This window comes from Pseudomonas sp. UBA6699 (genome assembly GCF_002454615.1).
In the GTDB taxonomy this organism is placed as follows: Bacteria; Pseudomonadota; Gammaproteobacteria; order Pseudomonadales; family Pseudomonadaceae; genus Aquipseudomonas; species Aquipseudomonas juntendi.
In genome coordinates this window covers 1-21,946 of sequence record NZ_DKJF01000046.1, presented here as the reverse complement: position 1 = coordinate 21,946, position 21,946 = coordinate 1, and the positions used below count along the sequence as shown (strand labels likewise).

The 21,946-nt window shown below is 57.9% G+C and carries 9 protein-coding genes and 3 tRNA genes; 8 read left to right on the top strand and 4 right to left on the bottom strand.

Annotated features, from left to right (window positions below; genetic code table 11):
* Positions 1 to 219 precede the first annotated feature (219 nt).
* The 3 genes from B3361_RS08800 (at position 220) to B3361_RS08790 (ending at position 504) form a co-directional block, all read left to right on the top strand.
* Positions 220 to 295 (top strand) — tRNA-Glu (locus B3361_RS08800).
* A 3-nt stretch (positions 296 to 298) separates the two neighbouring features.
* Positions 299 to 374: transfer RNA gene (locus B3361_RS08795), tRNA-Gly, on the top strand.
* A 54-nt stretch (positions 375 to 428) separates the two neighbouring features.
* A tRNA-Gly gene (locus B3361_RS08790) sits at positions 429 to 504 on the top strand.
* A gap of 97 nt (positions 505 to 601) precedes the next feature.
* Here B3361_RS08790 and B3361_RS08785 read toward each other — a convergent pair.
* From B3361_RS08785 to B3361_RS08770, 4 genes are all read right to left on the bottom strand, one after another.
* On the bottom strand, positions 602 to 1,681 hold the full coding sequence (locus B3361_RS08785; protein WP_054905927.1) for a fimbrial protein: 1,080 nt from the start codon (positions 1,679 to 1,681) through the stop codon (positions 602 to 604).
* A 44-nt stretch (positions 1,682 to 1,725) separates the two neighbouring features.
* Positions 1,726 to 4,140 carry a fimbria/pilus outer membrane usher protein gene (locus tag B3361_RS08780; RefSeq protein WP_082414742.1) on the bottom strand — a complete coding sequence of 805 codons (2,415 nt, stop codon included), beginning with the start codon at positions 4,138 to 4,140 and terminating at the stop codon, positions 1,726 to 1,728.
* 312 nt (positions 4,141 to 4,452) lie between these two features.
* On the bottom strand, positions 4,453 to 9,558 hold the full coding sequence (locus B3361_RS08775) for an RHS repeat-associated core domain-containing protein (protein WP_054905929.1): 5,106 nt from the start codon (positions 9,556 to 9,558) through the stop codon (positions 4,453 to 4,455).
* Between the two features lie 2 nt (positions 9,559 to 9,560).
* Positions 9,561 to 10,139 (bottom strand): hypothetical protein, encoded by a 579-nt coding sequence (locus B3361_RS08770; RefSeq protein WP_125855286.1) that lies wholly within the window; start codon positions 10,137 to 10,139, stop codon positions 9,561 to 9,563.
* Between the two features lie 320 nt (positions 10,140 to 10,459).
* Here B3361_RS08770 and B3361_RS08765 point away from each other — a divergent pair, with 320 nt between their 5' ends.
* The 5 genes from B3361_RS08765 (at position 10,460) to B3361_RS08745 (ending at position 21,654) form a co-directional block, all read left to right on the top strand.
* The gene (locus B3361_RS08765) at positions 10,460 to 12,286 is read left to right on the top strand and encodes a hypothetical protein (protein WP_154211373.1); all 1,827 of its coding nucleotides are present in this window, start codon (positions 10,460 to 10,462) and stop codon (positions 12,284 to 12,286) included.
* A gap of 88 nt (positions 12,287 to 12,374) precedes the next feature.
* Entirely contained in the window at positions 12,375 to 14,042 is a 1,668-nt protein-coding gene (locus B3361_RS08760; RefSeq protein WP_286920174.1) for a hypothetical protein, read from the top strand.
* 114 nt (positions 14,043 to 14,156) lie between these two features.
* Positions 14,157 to 14,849 carry a hypothetical protein gene (locus B3361_RS08755; protein WP_286920173.1) on the top strand — a complete coding sequence of 231 codons (693 nt, stop codon included), beginning with the start codon at positions 14,157 to 14,159 and terminating at the stop codon, positions 14,847 to 14,849.
* A gap of 1 nt (position 14,850) precedes the next feature.
* Positions 14,851 to 17,733, top strand: coding sequence for a hypothetical protein (locus B3361_RS08750; RefSeq protein ID WP_154211375.1), 2,883 nt, complete (start codon positions 14,851 to 14,853; stop codon positions 17,731 to 17,733).
* 72 nt (positions 17,734 to 17,805) lie between these two features.
* Positions 17,806 to 21,654: a sugar-binding protein gene (locus B3361_RS08745; protein ID WP_286920172.1), complete on the top strand. Its 3,849-nt coding sequence runs from the start codon at positions 17,806 to 17,808 to the stop codon at positions 21,652 to 21,654.
* Positions 21,655 to 21,946: the final 292 nt, after the last annotated feature.

The following is a 21,946-nucleotide window of genomic DNA, read 5'->3' as shown; positions in this document are numbered from 1 at the left end:
TGGATGAACTTTGTTGCCGAGGGCGAAAAACAAGGCTATAATTGAGTTCTTCACTGATCACCACAGTGAAGAAAGTGATTGGGAAACAGAGACTTAGCGCTCTAGTGCATGACTCGTTTCCCGCTCCAGTTTCTCCGGCAACGCTGATGGCGGGGCAGGAAAAGAAAATCCAGGCTGAATCGTGAGGTTCATGTTCTGGTGCACTGAAAAGTGTCGTGTGTCCCCTTCGTCTAGTGGCCTAGGACACCGCCCTTTCACGGCGGTAACAGGGGTTCGAGTCCCCTAGGGGACGCCATTTGCGGGAATAGCTCAGTTGGTAGAGCACGACCTTGCCAAGGTCGGGGTCGCGAGTTCGAGTCTCGTTTCCCGCTCCAGTTTCCAAAACTATGGCGTTCATGACGGTGTAGTAGGTTGTAAAAGTATCAAACGCGGGAATAGCTCAGTTGGTAGAGCACGACCTTGCCAAGGTCGGGGTCGCGAGTTCGAGTCTCGTTTCCCGCTCCAATATGAAACGCACCAAGGAATTTTAACGTTCCTTTGGTGCGTTTTTTTTTACCTGATCAAAACCCTGGCCATGGGGATCAAGCCATGGCAGGGCCCGCTAGCGATATTCGATGGTGAAGTTCAATGCGCCCTTGGCCTCGCCTGGGGTAACCGTTGCTGCGGTCTGGTAATACCGGGCGCGAAGGTCCAGGCGCGTGATGCCGGGGGTAAGGCCCACCATATCCACGTACTCTTCCAGCTTAACTGGCGTGTTGTCACTACGCAGTACTTGAATGCCAATGCCAGCGGCGGTCGAGTCGGTGGTCAGGGTGAACAGGCCCAGGTCCCGGTCCACCGGCACTGAACCGTCTACGCCGTCCAGGCGCATGAACGCGCGGGCAACGCTGCCGGCCGGGTCGTCCTCGCAGTCGCTGAGTGTGATGAAGAAATCCACTGGGTTGGTTGTGCTGCCCTGGCCTGTGAAGTCGGCGATGTCGTGAGTACCGAGTTGTACCGGATTGGCGCTGACCGCGTCAGCCTTGACCGTGCACTGGGCCTGCTGGACTTGCCCGCCCAATGTAAGCCTTACGGCATCCCCGACATCACTGACCACGCCCCTGACGACTTCCTGACTGAATGAGCTGATGCCAGCCGGGATGGGGCCTGTCTTGATCAAGGCCATGTACTTGATGATGAGATTCCTCATCACCAGCGGTGTAGGTGCCATATTTCTCTGGTTTTCACCCACATAAGGAACAGCGCCAATACCTCCGTCGTTTGCCTGGAACGTATTGCTGGCCGTGCCGTTGAGGAAACCGCCCAGTTCCAGGTACAGACCTACACCCGGGATACTGGTTTGCAGCACTTTGCCCGTCACATCCTTCCCGTCAACGGGAGGGAAGGTCCCCGGGGCTACAGGGAGTGGCGTGCCCATGTTCGCCGTCAGTGCCAAACTCCCGTCGTTGTCGCAGTTCAACGCAAAACCGGGGCCGGCTATCCCGGTGCTTGTCGCGGAGTAGATCTTGCTACCCACCGGGGCATCACGGGCCACCCACCTCATGCCAGAGATGTTGTGCGTGAACTGCATCGGGCCTGTGGTCGTTGGCCATTCGCATCCCAGGGCATGGGCCTGGCTTGGCAGTGTCAGCATCGTCGCAGCAGCGGCGATGCCAATGAACAAACGCGAAACAAGGGGCATGGTCGGTTCCTGTTGCAAGCGTGCGGCAGCGCGCACGGGCTGGATCATGGAGTGGGGCAGCGCAAAGTCTGCAGGCGATAGCCTTGCTCTTCTGGCATGGTTGCAGGGTCGATGCTGAACAAGCAGCGCTGTCCGGCGCGCTCGCCCCAGCGCGCTTCCAGGGTTTGCGCCTGGGCATCTGTTGCAATCAGCGCCTGGCCCGCCTGGCCCACTACGGCCAGGTGCTTGCCCTGCTTGTCATTGAGTTGGGTGCCGAAGGGCAACGGGCGGCCGTCGGCATGCTGCAGGGTCAGGATCAGGCGGTTTACCTGCTGCGCCTTGAATGCCGCCAGGGCGACCGCCCCTCGGCGGGGCACAACCTGCGTAACGCCGTTTTCGATTTCAACACCAGGGCCGAGCTGGTCGGTTTGCAGGGTGACCTGGTTGACCCTGTAGGGGCGCATGTGGGGGGCAAGGATGTAGCCACTGTTGTCGGTGCTGCCACCGGGCACGTTGTCGACACCTACGCCGGGCACGTCGGGCACATGCACCAAGGCCGTGGTCTCGCCCAGGTATTGCCCCAGCACGATGCCGCCGGCATGTGCCAGCACCGCGCCACTGGCATTGACCGAAACACTGCGGAAGTCGTCCGCTTCGGTGTAGCCGGCACCTACGTTCACCTTTTGCGTCTGGTAACCCATCGATACCGACGCCGTCTTGCGCTGCTGTTCGTCGTTGGCCAGCGATGCCAGGTAGCTCAGGCGGTTGTCCTGCGAGCCGCCGTTCAAGCTGGCGCGTTCGCTGAAGTGGCCGTTGCTTTCCTGCACGTCGAAACTGGCAGTCGTTGACGTGCCCCAGTCCAGCGGGATGGTGACCCCCAAGCCTACGATGCGGTCGCTGCCGTTGTCGTCGCTCAACGACTGCGAGGCATACAGGTTGATGCTGACCCGGCGATACTGAGTATTGAACTGGAACTGGTACTGGCGTCGCTGGCGGTTGGTGTGCCAGTAATCGTCCTGCGACAAGGTCAGGCTCAGCGAGTTGCGGTTGTTGAACGACTGGTAGATTGAGCTTTCCAGGCGGCTGCGGCGGTTGCCCTGGTAGCGGCTGGAGGCGTTGCGCTGCTGCACGGCTTCGTCGAACTCACGATAGCCTTCGGTGGAGTAGCGGTAACCGGCAAAGCGCAGGCTGGTGCCGGTCTGGAAGGCTTTACCATAGCGCACTGAATAACTCTGCCCCTGTACCTGGCCGCCTTGCTCGCCAAGATCGGTACGGGCCTGAGTCACGTCCAGCGACACTGCGCCAAAGGTAGCAAAGTCGCGGGCGATGCCAAGGTTGGCAGCGTCGTAGTACTCGCTGCCCAGTAGCCCACCATACAGGGTGGTGCCCCACTGGCCGCCGCGGGCCAGGGTGGCTTGCCAGAGTGCGGGGTTGTCGATGCCGTCGGCGCCGTCATAGCGCCCGGCCACCAGGTTGTAGCGCCACACGCCTTCGCGCAGCAGGTTGCTGAGGGTGGAATAGGGCTGGATGAAGCGGCGCACCTGGCCGTCGGCTTCGGTGAGGACGATTTCCAGGTCGCCGCTGCTGCCACCAATGCCCAGATCGTTGATTTCGTATGGGCCGGGGGCAACGTAAGTGGAATAGATCGGGTAGCCGTTCTGCAGCACTTCGAGCTTGGCCCGGGTCTGGGCTACGCCGCGAATGACGGGTGCGTAGCTTTGCATCACGTCGGGCAGCATGCCCATGTCGGTGGCCAGCTGTACCCCTTTGATGGGCAGGCTGCGGAACACGTCGCCACTGCTGAATGTTTCGCCCAGGGTGAGCGTACCCCACTGCCCGGGCAGGTCGTGCTGGGCATAGGTGTTGAAATGCACCCAATCCTGGCCTTCGCCGTCGTCGCGCCAGCTCTGGCTGCTGCGCAGGCGCCAGCCGCCTAGGTTGATACCGCCATTGAGGTACAGGTCCTGGCTGCTGGAGGTGCCGGTGCGGCCGCTGAAATGCTGTGCAGAGGCCTGGTAGCTGACGAAGGCGGCATTGATGCCGTCGTCCCAGCGCTCGGGGGCCACGCTGCCGGCCACATCGCGGCGCAGGGCCACTTGCGGGATGGACAACGCCAGTTGCAGCTGGCCAGGGTTGAGGTCGTAGGTGGCATCGGGCACTAGCGTAGGTAGGTCTACACAGCGCGCGTCGGTGGGCAAAGGCTCGGCCAGCGCCTGCTCACGCAGGCCCAGCTCGCGCAGCAGGCTGGCGCTCAGGCAGGGCTCCAGGCCCTTGCCGTCGCTGCCTTCACGAAACTCGATTTCATGCTTGCCCGCAGGGGCCAGGTTGACCAGCACTTCAACCTGGTAGCGGCCGGGCGCCAGGGAGGCTTGAGCAGCCAGGGTGTTCAGGGCGGCTATGCTGGCGTCGCTGGATTGCCCAGGGGTTTGGCGCATGAAGTTGGGGTTGAATTGCAGGGGGCGGTCCTCTGCAAGGGCCATTTCCGTAAGCAAAAACAAAAGGCCGTAACCTGCCATGGAGAAAAATAGGGATGCACCAAGGCGAATCGGCAACTGCCGATACTGTGTGTGTTGTTGCATACTCAGGCACCGTAGGTGTATGTAGCGTAAGGCCCTTTTCTCTGTTAGAGAATGAACTTAATGGCTTCTTTGGGAGAAAAATCAGGAGGCACATTACGGTCCTGAATGAATGATTCATGTAGGAAAATCCTGATTTGAGGTACAGGTAATTCCCGGCTTTATAATTTATTGTATGTAAGGGTGGCCGGTATGTAAGTCGGCCACCCTTCGCTGTTATCTAAAGGGTATATAGGTTGATCTACCTGTAGGTGTCCAGTTAAGGGAGCCCTCTTTTTTTCTATAGCCCAGCATGGAGCCAGCACTGGCTTTATAAGTAGTAGGAGATACAGGCGGGGTAACAGCGGGAATAGCAGGTTCGGCAAAAAGCTCTTCCAAGCGGTAAGAGCCAATTGAAGAACTTGAAGCAGTGGAACTCGTGCTACTGATCGAGCTTTGTGGCAATGTGGATGTGGCTAAATCACCGAAAGTTACTTTTTTGGTCGTCTGAGTCGCCACGTCGAAGCCCACGCCAGTAGCCATTGTTTGAGTGGAAGCGTCTGGATTGCCTGGCAGCCATATTTTGCGTTTGAGATTTAGCTGTCGTGTTGGAGCTTTTCTAGGGACACGCAGCCTGAAGAAAACATCTCCTTCACTGGGGGCGGGTGCAGGGCCGGGCAGCGTGCGGCGAACGGCGGCCTTGCTCCCCCCCTGATTCATGAGCCTTTCGAAAATCGTCCCCATCGTGAGTAGCCCACCAATAAATCCGAGCCAAAACGATGTGTTATAGGCCGTCTCGTCCCCCGTCAACAGTGCCCTCATACTCTCCTCCAGTGCGCCAATGTCGATGCCAGCGCTGACTGAGCCGAGCAGGAAGCGCAGGGTCCAGCCTACCGGCGGCAGAAGCATGATGCTGACCGCCGCAAACACAGCGCTCAGCGCCACGCCAAGCCAGGATTGCCAGTCGCCTTTGGGCTTCACGGGTTTGGGTGGGATGTAGGGCTGCTCCATGCTGTTTCGCATGCCGTAATGGCCACTCGGGTCGTGCCAGTTGACCGGGTTGCCGCCGCAGTACACGTACGGGTTGATACCCGCAGCTTCAGGCGCCGCGAGGTCCGGGCTGTGGAAGCGCATCAACCCAGGGTTGTAGGCACGGTAGCCACGCCCCAGCAGTGACCAGCCCAACGCCCGTTCGCGGGCTTCACCGTTGAAGCCGAGCAAGCCTACCAACTGGTCGTTGTCCGGTGAATCGCCGTAGGCGGTGTATGTGTTGTCGTGCAGTTCATCACTGCTGCATTCACCCAGCACGCTGTTGGCCGCGTCGGTGACGAATAGCCGGTTGTCGGCGGTTTGAGCCGGGCGTTGCAAGCCCAAAGGGCGCTCGCCGGCGTACAGGTACTCGGTCAGCAGTTCTGCTTCGCGTGTGCTGCTCAACCGGTAGCCCTGGTAGCGGCGCGACACTTCCGGCTCTTGCGCCTGGCGCACCCCGATCAGGTCGTTGTGGCCGTCATAGCGGTAACGGTACAGGGGCTGCCCGTCGCTCGCCCGCTGGACTTCACTCAGGCGGCCACGGTCGTCGTACACCAGCCGGTTGCCTTGCTCGTCGTTCAGCAGGTTGCCTTCAGCATCGGAATCGAACGCCTGGCTGGCCGGGTAGTCGGGCTGCAGGGAATGCTCCGCTCGTGTCAGGATGAAGCCGTCGTAGGTATAGAAAGCTTCGTCTGCTGCACCGTCGGCAAAATCGGTGTAGCACTCTGTGAGGTTATTCAGCTCGTCGTAGACGAAAAACTGACTCTTGATAGCGCGCCCAGCTGCGTTGTTCGGCAGGGCGGTGCCAGTGCAACGGTGTTCCTCCAGCCGGTCGAGTGCATCGTAGTTGAAGGTTTCCAGCAACAGTTGTTCGCCATCACGGATAAGTGCGCGGCTACTTAGTTGGTCATCCTCCTGCCACGTCAGTACGATGTGCTGGGTGAGGGTGGAACCATCCTGCCGGGTGAGAGTTTGTTCGCGTTTGTGCTCGCGACCTAGAAGGTCGTAAGTTTGCTCGCACACTAGCCTCTGTTTGTTGATCAAGTCCTGCGTTGTAGTTTTCCAGAGCCGCCCCAGCGTGTCGTACTCGAAGGAGGCAACCAGGTCACCTTGACGGGTCTGTACCAGTTGGCCCAGGTCGTTATAGGCGTGGTTTACCGCAACGCCGTCACTTTCGGTGTAGCCCAATGGCAAGCCTTGGAACGAGTGTCGGTAGTCGCAGTGGTAGCCCTTGGCATCCTGATCTTCCCATTGGGCTTTCAGCAGGTAGCCTTGATCGGTGTAGCTATAGCTGTGCTTGCCTTGTGCATCGCTGGCTGTATTGATGGCTGAGGTTTTGCTGTCGTAATCGAACGTTGTGCTCGGCACTGTGCCCACATCGATCTGGCTGGGCTGGGCTGAGCGGGTGGGGCGATAGTGGTAGGTGTACGTGCGCTGCGCCGTGGTGCGGCTTTCTAACAGCGAGGTGTTTTCCTTGTAGGTATAGGCTTCTTGCTGCAAACCGGCCGCCAGCGTCTTCAGGCGTTCGAGACCATCGTACTCCCGCTGCCAGGCCAGGGTGGGTTGGGCGCCTTTGCGTCGCTCGACCAGCAGTTGCTCGGCCAGCGGGTCAGCGCTGTGTAGCGCGAAACGGCTGAGCACAGCCGATTGGTCGGGTCGCTCGTTACGGGTTACCCGGCCTTCAGAATCGTAGGTGTACTGATTGACTCGGCTGACCGGCCTGCCGTTTCGGTTAAAGGTGTGTTCTTCACGGGTGCAGCGCGCCAGGCCGTCGTAGCTGAAGTCTTGGCGGCCAACGATCTGGCCTGCTTCGTCCAACCGGTATTGATAGGCCGGCTTGTCGAAGTTATTGCTTTCGGTGACCTGCTGCTGCTGACGAACCCCCGGTTTGTCTGCCGTCTCGACCCAGCGGGTAATGATGTCGCCCGATTCACCAAACGGCGAAAACTCACTGTGTTGCGTCGCGCCATTGGGCAGCGTGGTCTTGCACAGTTGGCTCCAGGCATCGTATTCGAAGGTGGAGGTCAGCTCCAGGGTCTTGCCGTCGTAATAGTCAAAGGTGGTTTCTTCGCTTAGCTGGCCAAGTTCATCGTACTTGCGCCGAGCAACGATTTTACGTTGCCGCAAGGGTCTAGCGCCTGGCGGGGTATCCGTAACTTGCGTTTCGCGCTCCTCGGTCACCACCCGGCTGCAGCCATCGAAGGTGACGATGGTGCTCACGCCCGTGCTGCCGGTGGACGACTGCGAGGCCAGCCCGGCTGCGCCCTCCTCGGGATGGGTGACCAACCCGTACTGGTGGATGACCTTGCTCTCGTCCTCGCCTTGGCCGGGTGCAACAATTTCTTCCTTCAGGCGTGCGAGCGGGTCGTAGATGCGGCGAATGCTGTTGCCGGTGTCATCCTCTTCGTACACCGTTTGACCATGCAGGCCAGATGCGGCTGAACGGGTCGTTTTCTGCACCAGGTCAAAGCCGCACACGGTTTCATCGGTCCAGTATTCCAGGCCGTGCTCCTTGTCGGTGACCTTGCAGTAGCTCCACTCAACACGTGAAGTGCGGCTTTCGATGGCCCGGCGCACTGGGTTGGCGCTGTCGTCACCGTAACGGGTGGTCACCTGATAACTCGGCCGACCATGCAGGAAGGCATTGTCTGGCATGTTCAGGTAAGCCCGTTCCACGTTTAGCAGTAGCACTTCGCGCTCGTCGGGCTGTTGAACATCGAATACTTGCAGGGTTTGTTCTGCGCAAGGCGCAAGCCATTCGCTCGCCTGGCCCAGGCTGGACAGCGCCGGGTAGGCCTTGTAGGTCAACCGGCTCCGAAAAATGGGGGCGCCGCCGGGCAACCCTGGCACGGGGTAGACGGTCTTGCATTTGAGGTTGCGCACAAAACCCTGGGGGTCGGGCGGGCAGGCCCAGTTATCGCCATTTTCATCGCCTGGCTGCTTTTCGCCCTCTTTGTCGTAGTAAGCGTAAGTGGTGCGCACGCCGGTGGGGGCTACCTCTTCGGTGGTGTTGCCATAATCGTCATACAGGGTGGTCGCGGTTTCCAGGCGAAGCTTGCTGGCGTCAGCACGTAATTTGTAGCGTTTGGTGATGGTCTTGGGCAGCTGGAAGTAGCGGGGTTGATCGTCGAAACTGACGCCGGCGCGTTCGTGGAACTCGGTTTCGGTTTCTTCGATATGGCCGTCTTCTTCCAATATTTGCCGGGTCAGCAGGTGATAGCGGTTGAACGTCTGGGTCTGGGTGCGGGCGACCTTGCCCGCTTTCCAGTAATGGGCAGTGACGCTGTAGCGGTAGTTAGCACTTGCCCGGTACAGGTTGTCCTCGCCGTCGTCACGCCAACTGACATTGCTGTTGCTACCTACATAGCTGTGCTCCACCTCGACGTTGTTGTCCTCATCGAAGTGCTTGTAGGTGTAGGTCGTTTTCAGCGGTGGCTGATCGGCCCGGGGCTTCACTTCGTGGCTGGTTACCCGTGGCAAGACTCTTTGCGGCTGTATATTGGGCAGTACGTGGCCCGGGTCGCCGTTCTCGCCGTAGCGAATTTCTTCTACAGCCCCCGTGGGTGTGGATACTTTCGCAAGGCAGGTCAGGCCATGGGCGCGGGTATAGCCGAAGCGCCAGTTACCGCCGATGTCAGCTGGCAGTTTGACTTCCACCAAAGCCCGGTTTTTCAGCTCGAGCCTGTAGCGCAGGAAAGGCAGGCCGTTAGCCCCTGCACCTGGATGCGTATCAACGGTGACCGCGCCATCGGTGTACTGCAGCTCCAGCAGCAGCGTGCCATTGTCATCGACGATCCTGGCCAGTCGGCGGCTCTCGGGAATGTAGTGGAGCGTTAACCCCTGGCCGGAAGGCGCCCGGACTTTACTCGGCAGGGCGATGGGGTTGAGCTTATCGTGCAGGGTCAGTATTTCCACCAGGCCGGACTTGTGGACCACGCGGTAGGGGCCCTTGTCTTCATCGGCGGCAGTGCCGTCATCGTAAAAATGAAAGCTGTGAATTTTCTTTTCGCGAATGGTGGGTTGCGCCCCGGTACCTGTCACCTTGTAGCTTTCCCCCGTGTGCAGGGTAAGCATGCGGGTAGCGGGCTCGTAGCGGGTCATTGCCAGGCGCCAGCCGGTGCCGAAACCTGAGTCTTCATTGTTGAACGGGCTGTACGACAGGCGCAAGGGCAGCCCAGGGCCGGTCAGGTCGTTACCGGCCGGCACTGGCAAGTCAATGGCCAGGTTGTAATGGCCCGTACGTTGGTCGACATTGTTTTGCACGAAACTCTGGAAGTTGCTGGCGTTGCTGTGTACCCCGGGAGTGTCAGCCATGATCAGATGCTCCGCGGGGCGATGGTGACCACGATGCAGGTAAGATCTCCTTGCTTGATCGGGTCACCTTTACCAATTACTCGGAAGCCTCGGCTTGGCACATTGTTGTCCAGGCCGCTGTTGGTCAGGTAGCCCGGTTTTTCCGGGCGGCCCGCGTAGGTCCAGATCTTGTCGATGCCCATTTTTTCCAGCGAAGCATTGGCGCGGCTGGTATCGAGCTCAACCCAGGAACTGTCGAGCTTTTCACAGCGCTCATTATCAGTCAGCAGAAACGTCGATTTGATCGGCACGTTTCGAATGCGGATGGAGTGAGGCTCCCTGGCTTCTGACGGGCACTCTTTTTTGGGGAGCAGTTTCACGGTAGTGCCGCTGCCCGCTTCCGGCAGCTCGAACCCGCAAGCAGGTTCGGTGTTGTTGTCCACGGTTTGGTAGAGGGAGAGAAGGGGGGTGGGATCCGCCAGGTTCGAACGGGTGGTATCGGCTGCATCGGCGGCCACACTGCTTAACAACAACGGCATCGTCAGCATCGCCTGTATTAGGGCCGACGGAAGAGTGGGGCGGCGGTCATTGAGTTGATTCATTTCTCAAAGCTCCCTGTTCAGGGTGTATGAACAGATAAAAGAAGACAGGTGTTTGCATTGCAGGGCCAAACAAGGCGTTTTGTCTGTCTGGAGCTTATTGAACTCGCCGCACCGCCGCACCTGGCAGAATTAACAGGTGCGCCGGGATAATAAGTGGAGGCTTCAAGGGCATACCTGTTTTTTTTGTTTTGTCACCTGGCAGATTTATCAGGTCTGGTTTTTGCCCGCGTACCCTGTGCCACCTGTTATTTCTGTCAGTAGCCAATCGCAGCGGTGCGCCGTGAAACTAAGGGCATCTTCAACCCACCAGGAGAATGTTCATGGTGATGCGACGCCCATTCGATGGCGGGGTCGATCAGCCCCAGTTAAACCCCGCTCCTGAAATACCGGCGCAAAACGCGTGGGGGGAAATTGACGTAAAAAACCTGAATGGCGACCATTTGGAATTTCTTATCAAGGACGCGGATATCCGGTTCGGTCAGAGCATATATCCGGTCTGGCGCGGGATTGCCGCAGACGGTACGCCGTTTGATAAACTTGATGCCGTGGTTGAGGTGCCCGCGGATTACGACACTACAAGAACCATGACCGCCAAGGTGGCCAAACGTTTTGTCGAGCCTTACGATGGTGGGTGGGCATTTTTATCCTACAAGGTTGAAAACGCAGATGAGTCCACGCCGGATTCAATGCGTATCTTTTGTTACCTGGGTTTGCGCGACCGTGGTGGGGTTGCCGAAACATTGGCGGTGGCGCAGGCGCGGGAGTCGCATGATCGTGTAATTGTCCTTTCAGACCTTGAGTCTGAAGGCGTGCGCCTGCTGGCGCCAAGCTACCGGGCCATGCAGGTCGGCGACAGCATCGAGCTGGTGGCGCGCAAGTTCAACGCTGCAGGGGACGAAATTACGCCACCGGCAACTGAGCGACATGAAGTGACCGAGGCCAATGTCGGTGAGCCGCTGCAATGGCAGATCGCCAAGTCAGACTTCAGCCGCGTGCGCAATGGCCGGGTAGCGTTTCAATACACGATTACGCTGTCCGCTAACGACGAAAAAGTGCCATCCCCTGTGCAGGAAATGACTGTAACAGAGGCGCCCAGCCCGGCTGACTTGTTGCCTGCTGCCACTATCGATGGCTTCACGGGGGTGCCGCTTGACCCTGGTATGTTCCCCGATGGCTTGATCGTTCGGGTGCCTACAGCGCCAAGTGTTCAAGTAGGTGACCACTATTTGCTGCACTGGAAAAGCCCCCAGGCGCTCGAGCCTGAAGTGCAGTTTGCGCGCATGGATGCGAGCAGCCTGCAAAGCGATGAGACCGTATTCCGGGTTGACCCGGCTTTGCTTGAACCGGGTGATCATAAAGTGTTCTACCAGGTTGCCCGCGCGGGGCACGCGTTGACTTCGCATAGCCTGGACGTAGCGTTTGAAACAGCACGCACCCTTGCAGCGCCACGTATCGAGCGCGCAGAAGAGGACGGCCTCGGCAGGCAAAAGCTGTCGGCGGACAGAGCGATTCTTGGGGCCTATGTAACGGTACCGGATGTGCCCCTGCGCCCAGGCGAACGCTTCGAGGTTCACTGGGATGGTTATGAGCACAACGGCAAGCAAGTGGTCGACACACCGGAGGTAGGTGACGGCCGCAAGTTCAAGATCGACCCTGGTGTAGTCGCCGCGAACATGCATCAGCCTGGCGATGACCACAGCAGGCGTTTCAAGGTGTTCTACCACATCGTCGATGAAAACGGTGTGCGCTCGGCACCCTCTGATGCGGTGGACTTGCGTGTCCAGCCGCTGGTCATCGACAACAACGTCAAATGCGATCAAGCCCAGGCCAACGGCGAACTTTGGCGGAGCAAACTCTCGGCCAACGGTGCAATGCTTGAGGTGTATGGGGTGCTGCTCTGGCCTTTCGCGGCAACCGGTCAACTGTTCACGCTGGCCATTCAAAGCGGCGCCGTATTACGTGATCGAGCGCCGGTCACTGCCGGCGAACTCAGCAATGCGCGCATACAACAGTGGTTAAGTGTTGCGACCTATAACGGGTTGGAAGAAGACAAACAGTACACCGTTTATGGGGAAGTCAGTTTCGATCAGGGCGATAGTTGGCACAAGCTTCGCCCGCTGCTCCTGATTCCCAAGCACTCTAAATAAATGGCCAGTGCAACTGGCCGCGCTGGCCAGGTTTAGGGGCGGCGTGCCGTTGCGCTGATTAACGCGGGTCACATGGAGTTGGATATAAATGAACAGTAAAGCACCTGTGCGGGCTCAAGCCGTGGGTATTCAATCCCTTGAAGAATTTCTGCGTAAAATGGAACAGGGCGCGCAAACCGTCAAGTGGGATGCGCTGCTGGTGTTTGACAGGGCGGCGACCAATGCCCTGCTGACGCAAGAGTACATTGACCGTATCGATATCGAGGAAGCATTTTTCCCCAAGCTGAAGGACGATGTGGTTGACTCAGGTAACGGTATCAAACATGTTCTGAATGGCCTGGTACTCGACAAGCCTCGGCTGTCTTTCGAGAACGCAACTATCGCGTATTCCAAGGGTAAGTTGCAGATGCGCCTGGTGGGCGGAAAGCATCTTGAAGTGATTGACACGCCTCACGCTGGCCAGATGGTCAGGAGCGTAACCGCCTTGGTTATCTATAATGCCGCTAACCGCGGCATACTGGACATGGACATTGACCTGAGGGCAGTACAAGGTTCCGTCAATGATAGCGGCAAGGTATTGCTTGACTTGAAGGACGGCACGGAACATGTCTTCAGTGGAGGGGCGACTGGGCCTGAGAGGATACGGTTGGGTATTTATTTCAAGGGACAATTGGACAGTTGGAGTAAGGAGATTACGCAGTTCCCGCTCAGCGAGATGGTGGTTGATGCTAACTCGCCTATAAACCCAGGGGTTTTTGGTATTCGCACTCACGCGGCGCCGGGAGGCGCCTTGCTCGGCTCCGAGAATTTTGGTGAAGGCGCGGTGGTTGTGTTTGTTGCCATGCAAGGCAGTAAGCCTGGTGATTACCCCCATGACGATAGCGCATTGCTGTACATGTTGCCCGCTGCGGTAGAGCCGTATACGAGTAATCTGGTACTCTCGCAGAAATTTATAGCTAATCAAGCCATTAAGCGTGGCTTGGATCAATTTGAATGGATAAATGGTAAATTCGACGTTAGAGAGCTGCCCGGCGAACGCTATGAACTGGTTGCGAATGGACAGACGGCTCACTGGATAAGTTACGAATATTATGATGAGGGTCATGGAGGAACGCTGCAGCCTTGGCGCTGGAAGCTGTCGGTTAATGGAGTTCACGTTCCGCTGTTTTCTCCGGGCGATAAATTTGTATTCGAGGGCAGATCGCTTAAGGCGCACTGGCACACCGAAGTTGTGGCAGGAACTGTGGTGTATTTTATTCAGACCGGAGATTCGGCAGGACGTACTATAAATCTAGATATTAATGCGATTGTATCTATTGATGCTAGTTATAAGTTTGTGGTTGATGATGCCGAGGTTAAGCCGGTCCTAAAGTTTGTGATGGATGATGTAAAGGTTAATACGAAAATCGACATCCAAGATGATTTCGGTTCTGGCGACGCGGCTTCAGCCGCCAGGGAAAATTCCGCAAACATTGTAGTTGGGTTAGAAACCAAACTGGCATCGGAATTCGAGGCAAAAGCCAGCGAACTCATGGATATGACGTTTGAAATCGACGCCTTACGCCTCAATAATTTGCTCTTCCGTGGCGAGAACGTTGTCGAACCGCGCGACGTGTCCCTGCCGACCGACCTGACCCTGCTGGGCAACCTGGCGCCCAAGCGCACCACGATGGTGATAAGCCCTTCGGAGCCGATCGTGGCAAGGGGTGGAGTCATCGAATTCAGCGTTTCTCCTGCGGCGGCCAGTGTCAACTGAACCGTGAGTAACCTCCCTGGCGAAACCGGCGACACAGGGTCGTTCAAAGACCCCTCGGTAGGGCGGTATACGGCCCCCTCCGATGACGCGTTGCTGAGAGAAGGACAACGCCGGTTGATCGTAACGGCCACCAGTGGGGAGCTGGTCAGCAAAGCACTGGTTAGTGTTGTACCAAACCACATCACGGTCAGCCCCTTGGTGGCGGTGGTGGGTGTAGGCAGATCCTTTGCGGTGTCCGCGGGTACTCCCGACGGTGCTGCAGTGACATGGGATACTCCCGAACTGGGCACAGTCGCCCCGGATGACGATCCGCTGAACCCCGGGGGTTACAAATATACCGCACCGTTAGAACTGCCAATTGGCGACGGGACCAAGCCGGAGCACTACGGCGAGCTGCGCTTGGACGAGGTCACCGTTCGATCTGTGGGAGGCCACTCGGCGAAGATTGACATGCTGGTCGTTGGCTCCAAGAGCTCCAATTACTGGATGGAGCCAGAAGTCAGAGACGATGGCAAGGTGGCGCTTCCGTTCTACAAGTTGGACAAACATAAGCAGAAGGTCAAGGTTCCTGAGCCAATCGAATGGACTGTGCTTCGCGGCGGTGGGTCCGTCGACCAGGATACCCAAGTGTACACGCCTGGCAACGATGGGAACGACCAGTACGTAATCATATCGGCTTTCTGGGTCAACGATGATTTGTTCGACACCCACGACTACGTTATCTTGCCACTGCCGTTCGTCCCCGGGCCTGCTTACACCAATATCCTTAATGGCGTCAAGACTTCCCATGGTCTGGAGGAGGTGTGAGATGGAACGTAGGCTTGCTTCGCCGGAAGAACAGAAAACCTCTGTACGGCAAGATTGGGGGGGCGTGCTTGCCCTGGACCGCAGCTTGCTTGACCTGGTACTTCGTGAACAATACCTGGAAGCACTCGGTAACTTCGGTGCGATGGACCCTATCCATCTCGAGGCTTACCTCGATGAGGGCCAGCGAATCGGCGTTACCCTGCAAGGGCTGGTGCTGGGGGTGCCCCAAGTCAGCTTTGAACATGCAACAGGGGTCGGCTCGGGCCTGACGCTGCGGATGAACATTATCGCCGGGGAGTACATGCGGGTCTTGGGGCTTCCTGGCAGACCCAAGCGCGTGGTGGAAAGCTTTACCCTTACCGAAGCCATGGGCTATCGGGTCGAAGCGCCGCTGGAAGTGTGGGTCGGCCGACCCAAGGGGAGCCGGCATACCCAACTGCAACTGAACCTTGCCAGCGCGGACAGCTACTCTACCAACCTTGGGCCAACCCCCTATGCCCAGGCCATGCTTGGCCGGCGCCTGCAGCAATCGATCAGCTATATGCGGGCTTACCAGCACACCTATTCCCTGGGCAGTTTCGTCATGGACGACTACTACCCGCTGAGCCCGGAGCAGTTCATGGTCAATACCATGGCCGCACCTTGGGGGCAAAGCGAAGGCAGCCCTCGGTACGGGGACGGTGCTGTGCTGGTTTTCATGAAGTTGGGCATCGACTTGCGCCCAGGCGGCCAGCTACCCCCAGGCACCGACTTCCCTTACCCGATTGCCGAGGGTGCGAGCGATCTGCCGGGTACGCTGATCCTTGTACCGGACATTGCGGAGCTGGGGGCGGGGGAGGTAAAGGATGTGCTGAGTACCTTCAGCCTGCCCAGTGGCCATGAGTTCGTGATGCGGGCATCAAGCTCAGACGCAGATCTTGTCTTGACCGGAAACTGGCAAAAAAAAGCGGGCGCGTTAGCGGTCGAGCCTGCCTTCGCGAATGTGGTAACTGGGCAGCCCATCGCGTTCACTGCTGATGGCGCAACGGGCCAGGTACTGTGGTCGGCCACCAACCTGATGCGCCCCAAGGCGGTTGGCACATTCAATGGCGCCAGCTACAGCCCAACCCCTGCAGACAGTTTTGTGCAGGACCAGCAGATGGTGCTGGTAACCGCGACTTCGCCTGATGGCCCTGATCCGGTGCTTAGCCACGCGTTGGTAGTGGAAAGCGCCCGTACGGTACATGTAGCACCGCGTGTTGCCACGTGGGTGACAGGGGACGCCCCGATCGAGCTCCGCGCCTCTAGTGCCGACGGCGGTAGCCTGCAGTGGAGCCTGGTCGAGGCGGTGCTTCTGTCCAACGGCACTAATCGGGTTCAACCGCTCGATCAGCCGCTAGGGGAGCTGGACGACAAAGGTAATGGTCGGGCCATTTTCACGCCCTATCCGCCTAGCAGCAGCCGCGATTTCGAGGTCCAGCGGATCCGTTGCACCAACCGGCTTACCGGGGATAGCGCCGAAGGTGCGGTGGTAGTGATTGGCTGGGAGGCGGACCTTAACGTGGTTCCGTTTCACGTCGCACAGGGGCTGTCGATGCAGCCTACACCGTTCACGATAATGTCTCGGGAGTTCGAGCAAAACCTCGGTCGTGCTGTGACCTGGACGGTACATGGGGAAGGTGAATTCCACGACAGCGTATACATCCCCCCGCAAAGCCCGCAGTTGCCGATTGCGGTGGTGACTGGGTTTGACGGCATTGAGCGCACCGGCTACGCCATCGTGGAGTTCAGCCAAAGCCGGCAGGACAAAATAGCCGGTCTATTGTCATGGGAGACCATTGCCAATTTCGAACTTAGAGCCATCGGTGCACCGCAGTGCTACGCCAATGGTTGGCAGCAAGTCGAAGTCGAGGTCACCGTTGCTGCTGCCGATGATAGCAATGGTAACCCGGTCGAGATCTCCGACGCCGATCTGGCCACATTGAAGTTCTTGAATGCTGATAACAACAACGATCTGCCGTTCCTGGCGCCGCTGGAGGAAGCCTTGGCTGCCGGAGATGATGACGCGCCAGACTGGGCGGTCAACAGGGTTGCCAACGATATCCAGCGTCAACCTGGATTGCAAGTTGGAGGTAGCGCGCCTTTGCGGGCCAGAAATCGCCGGTTTTTCCTGCATTCACGTAAGCCGGGGGTGATCGGGGTGATTGCCTCGATACAGAACACCCTGACAGGGAAAGTGGTTACGTCTGAAAACCTTGGCGAAAAGGGTAAACTGGAATTGCGCGGGCAGGACATTCCGTCCTTTACCCAGGAGCTGTACTCTTTCAAGCGCACGCGTGTGGCGGGGGATACGTCACCGTCTGAAGGGGATGAGTTCGCTTACATCGACACCAGTACAGACAATTGGTTGCTTGAGCACGTTATCAAAGAAGGCCGGATAACCAAGTTTGCACGACTGTTTATCAAGGATTCCGATAGAAAATCGGCTGTGCGTTGGTCGTGGCAGCCGGGCTCGTCTACCCCCCCTGTCCAAGACGACGACTTTGTCAGCTTTACCGGGTTTTCATTCGAGTCGAGTAATGGCCAGATAAAGGACGAACTGTTGTTCGACGGGCTGCTCTACCGCATGGCCAAGAATCGGGCCTATGCATTGCCAGATAGGGTGCTAGGCGCAAAGCCGGGTGCCGGGCAATTGATGATCACCCTGCAGCGGGATTCAGGGTTTGTGCTGTCCTGTGGTCTTGAAGATCCAGGTTATCGCAAGGCATTGGAACGGGACTTGGAGTTTACCCTGCTGGATGTGGAGGGTAATACGCATCCATTGAAGTTTACGTTTGCCGTCACGGCGGAAGAAGAAAGGGCGGGCATTACCCATCGCGACGTCCTGAAACTCTCGATTCGTTGAGCAATGGCTCACCTCAGCGCACATGGGCACTGGGGTGAGCTGCGACACAACCTCCTTCGGATGATTAATAATATGGCTATTGAAACAGTAGTTCATTCCAATGCATTCAATGCGTCGGGTTTTGTCCAGAATGCGGTCGATCCGCGCACTGGCCAGTATGCGATGAGTATCAACCTGCCCCCCCTTGTCGGTAACTATCAAGCTGGCCCAGACCTGCCGATTCGCCTGGTATTCAATCCATTCAGCGACAAAAATACTGGCTTTGGCCAGGGTTGGTATATCGAACTTACCCAATACATTCCGACAACTCGCATGTTGCGGCTTCATACCGGCGAAAGTTTCCGGGTGACTGGGTCTGGCAACGAGCCAGGCATTAAAGAAAGAAAGCTCGAAACGTTCCGCTTTTTCGAGGAGAGTGTAGAAGGCAAGAAACAGTATCGTGTGGTTCACAAATCCCACATGGAAGAAATCCTGAGCGAGTACGGTACCAGGGATAATCTAGTTGCATTGCCTTCAGAAGTTCGCGCGGCATCGGGCCATCGTATCCTGTTGAAGTATGACAATAATCAACGGCTGGAGCGGATTATCGACGGCACGGACCTGGTATTGCTGGAAATCAGCTATGGCAGCACGGTAAACCTCAAATTGCATCCCTATGCCAATGATGGCAAGCCGGTCGCAGAGTACAAGCTCAGCCTGGTCGATGGGGAGTTGCGCCAAGTTGACTTGCCAGGTGAGGCTGGTGGCAACTGGCGTTTTGAATACACCCTCGCCAATGGGCTGACTTGCCTGGCCAAGGTTTCGACACCCTACGGTAGTGTGGAAGATATTCGCTATGGGGAGAATGGCGATACCGGCCACCTGCTGCCAGGGGGAGGGACGCGGGCAGCGATACCGCGGGTAACCTCTCATGCAGTCAACCCTGGCGCCGCCCAGCCGTCGATGAAAACCACCTACACCTATACCATCTTGCATGAGGGGATTCAGGCCCCTCACAATTTTGTAGGTAATGGCAGCGATGTCACTTGGCGTGACGATGGCGAAGACAACCTTTATCGCGCCAGGTCCAATTACCGGTATGCAAGTACGGCCCACCAATGGGGCAAGGGCGCGGATGGCACGGATCAGGTGTTGCGTACCACCGAGCGTACTTACAACCGTTTCCACTTGCAGGTGAGTGAGGTCGTTGTGCAGGGCAAGAACCAACTCGCCAGCAGCACCACGTACCACGGCAATCCGGCAACTGAATTCGACAATCAGCCGAGCAACTTCCAGCTACCGCTGGAACAACGCAGCAGATGGTCAGTGCAGGGGGATGCCTCCCGGGTGCGCGAGGAGCCTGCCACCAGAACCGAGTATGACCTGCACGGCAATCTGATCGCTCAGACCTTGCCCACCGGGCAGCGTACCGTTACCGAGTACTACCCGGGCGAAGATGATCCGGACGGTTTCGTGCGTAACCCGAAGCGCGTGACGCAATACCCTGCAGAGGGTGGCGACGAGCCTGCACCGATATTGCGGCGACACTTCGAGTTTGAAGCGCTCCCCCGCGTGGTCTACCCGGCTCGCTCTGCCAAACTGCCCGCGTCCGATTGGTTGGTGCTGACGCAGGAAAGCCTGTTGGAAGTGGTTGACGGGGTAGAGCAGGCGCCTTTGCAGGTCACTACCACGCGCCCGGTCAATGTTGCCACCGACCTGCTGCGCCATGGGCGCCCGTTGCTGCAAACCTTGACCATGGGCGGTAAAAGCACCAATACCGCTTTTACTTACAGCACCGATGACCTTGATGGGCACCCTGTATTGGTGACCGAGCAGCAGGTGACGGGTTTCGATAATGGCGAGATCGACCCAGTGACCGGCCTGCCGCGCAATGTTTGCAAGGTAATCACGCTGAAGGATTCGATACTGATTGGCGAGCCCATTCTGAATCGCGACGACAACGATATTGAGATCGAGTACGCCTACGACGCTCTGCGCCGTGTGATTCGGGAAACAGTGTCGCCCAATGACGATAAGTACAAGGCGTCCCGTACCTACGCATACGGGCTTGTGAGCGGGGCCGGTGGCCAGGCATTGCAAAGCCGAGTGGATGTTAAAGGGGTTGCTGTCCGCTCGTACATCGATGGCCTGGGGCGAGTGGCCAGGGAGGAGCGTCATGATGCCGACGTCGACGGTGGGGATGCCCTTCTGCGCCAGGTCTTCCGCCCGATTAATGCGTTTACCTACGATGAGCTTGACCAGTTGACCGAAGCAGTCGAATACGATTGGAAAGGCGCCGAGCAAATGCCGTTGGCGACCCGGTATGAATACGACGACTGGGGGCAGCAGCGGTGCGAAATCGGTCCGGATGGTGTCAAGCGGTACCACGAGCAAGACCTGATCGGGTCTAACCCTTTCGGTGCGGACCCCAATGGCAACCTGCCTACCCAGACCGTGTGGAGTGAATCTGCCGATGGCACAATGAGCCTGGGCAAAACCACCACCTGGCTGAATTTGTTTGAGCAACCTGCCCTGGTTCGGCGATTCGACCTGGCGAACAAGCTGTATGCCAAACATGAGTATTTCTATGACGGGCTGGGGCGAAATGTGCGCGAAATCGATGCACGCGACACCACCACCCGCTCCAGTTATGACGTGTTCGGCCGTTTGGTGGACCAGACCCTGGCAGACAGGTCTGTGGTGCATCGCGACTATGCCGTGCACAGCAGTGAAGACCTGCCGATCAGTATCAGCGTCGGTGGCATCATGCTGGGTGAGCAGGTTTTCGACGGCCTCAACCGAATGATCACCTCCATTACCGGGGGGCGGGCGCGCCACATGCAGTACGAGCCAGGCCAGACCAAACCAAGCAAAGTGAAGACGGCCGCCGGCAATGTCATTGAGTACCAGTACCTTCCGCAGTTGGGTGAGGAGCCTCAAGTGCGGCGCATTCCGGGCCGCCAGGCGGATTATGAATTCGACCCGCATAACGCGCGGCTCACCTGGTGTAAAGAGGAGGGCGAAGAGCTTGCCCGGGCCTATTTCAGTACAGGCCAGATCAAGCAGGAAACCCGCACGATCGGAAACGAGACCTGGTCAATGGAATATGGCACCAGCCTGTTGGGGCGGCAGTTGTTCTATAAAGATGTTCTCGGTCAGACGCAGACTTATGCCTACTACGCCAGTGGCCTGCTGGAGCAGACTGCGCTGGGGTCTACCAGCAGCCGGTTCTTCTACGATGGGCTGAGCAATACCCAATGCATTCTCACGCTCGACGGTACACAAGGGTTGGCCACGGAACTTGAGTATGACCACCAGGGGCGCGAGTGCCTGCGCAGATTCGTGTTCCTGAATACCGTGGTCGAGGCACCGATCGAAGGTTTCCAGTTTGCCAATGATAGTGTGCAGGCGCTGGTGGACACAGCGGGGCTGCTGGTGCAAGGGATTCAGGTGCTGGAGCAGGAATACAGCCTGCTTGACCAGATCACGTTCAAACGCCTGTCCGAAAACGGTAGTGCCTTGCGTGAGGAGAGTTACAGATATGACCGGCGTGGTCGCCTCGAGGAGTATGCCTGTGACGGATTGCTTTCCCACAGCCCGAAAGACCCGGCTGGTAAAACCATTCGTCAGCAGTACTTCAATTTTGATGCGCTCGACAATATCACCTGGGTACTGACTGATTTCGAAGAAGAGGACGGTAGTAAAGACTCAAATGAGGCCACGTACCTGTTTGAAAATGACGACCCTGCCCAGCTGACGGGTGTGACTAACACGCATGCAGACTATGCCGACTTCACCCTGGAATATGATGAGGACGGCAGCATGAAGGTCGATGACAGGGGCAAGGTGTTGACGTATGACGCCTTGGGGCGTCTGAGCAGCTACGATGGTGGCGGTTACAGCTACGACCCTCTGGACAGGCTGTCAGGCCAGGAGGCATGAAGCAGCTGCTGTGAAGATCGGGGTGTGAAGCTAATGTCGAGCAGTCAAGCGCTTGAGACCCCTTTGCAGCCGATCGCCGGCAAGCCGGGCTTCCACAGGAGCAGGGCAGACCTCAAGTTTTGCCCGGCCCCTGTGGGAGATTCTATGGTTTCTGGCAAGGGTAGCCGGAGCATCTTCAGCGCCTGTGAGATCGAGCGCCGCGCGGGCGGCGTGCGATCTCACAGGCGCTGCATATCGTGTGGTAACCACCTGTCAGCCCTGATGCGATCCCTGGACTGCCCCCAATAAGTTG